We start from the raw sequence: 900 nt of genomic DNA, 5'->3' as shown, positions 1-900 counted from the left end.
GTCGGCCCCGGCCGCGTGTGCGTAGCCGGGATCGCGGTAGCCGGCGCCCAGCGGCAGGGTGGGGTTGGTGCCCGGAAGGATGGGCTGGGTCGGATTGGCGGGTGCGTCGTCGTCCTCTGCCGCCTGGACGGTCTGGGGCCCGTCGGGAGCGGGCGCCTGCGGCGCCGCCGGGGCGGATTCCTGCCCGGATTCGGGGACTGCCGGTTGCTGGTCCGGTTCGTCTGTTCGGTCGGTGCCGTCGTTATCCGACGGGATCGGTGCGTGTGAGGTCATGGTTTGATCATTCCAACCGGCAGCCCTCTCCTCTATGGGGTGCCACCCTGACCCTTCCCTGACCGGCCGGCCGGGTTCCCCTGATTCGGCGCCCGGCGGTAGGTCGGGTGCGCCCGCGCGTGCTTGGATTGACCCATGAGAGAACCGCTCGTCCGCTCCACCGAGGACCGCATCATCGCGGGCGTGTGTACCGGCCTGGCCCGGCACCTGAACACCTCGGTCGGGATCGTCCGGGTCGGCATGGTGGTCCTGGCGCTCGCCGGGGGAGCGGGTGTGCTGCTCTATGTCTGGCTTTGGCTGCTGGTGCCGACCGCGGCCGACGAGGCCCTGGCAGCCGAGCGCGCCTTCAATCCCCGCGGCATCGCGGAGAACTTCGCGCGGGGATTCGACGCGCCCCGTCCCGGCCAGGAGAGGAACGGCCGGCCCGCCGGCCAGCCGCACGGCCAGCCGGCCCAGCCGGCCGGGCTCTCCGCTCACCCCGTCGCGCAGCCGGCCCCGGCCGCCGGGACTCCCGCCCGCCCCGTCGGACAGCCGGCCGGCCCGCCCCCGGCCGGACCCGGCGGGCGGCCCGGAGCGCTTCCGCAGGCCGCGGCCGGCGCCCCGCGGCTGATGCAACGCGGCGGCACG

General features: G+C 75.2%; 1 protein-coding gene and 1 pseudogene. One reads left to right on the top strand and one right to left on the bottom strand.

What is annotated here, in order from left to right; translation table 11 throughout:
- Positions 1–273, bottom strand: a pseudogene (locus AC5RV2_RS18555) (hypothetical protein); the annotation flags it as partial.
- 135 nt (positions 274–408) lie between these two features.
- Between AC5RV2_RS18555 and AC5RV2_RS18550 the strand changes: the two are divergent.
- Positions 409–900, top strand: a 492-nt coding sequence (locus AC5RV2_RS18550) for a PspC domain-containing protein (protein WP_494093547.1), incomplete at its 3' end; no start/stop codon positions are given.

The sequence above is a fragment of the Arthrobacter sp. Y3225116 genome (assembly GCF_059091245.1).
This window is presented reverse-complemented; position numbering and strand designations above follow the sequence as displayed.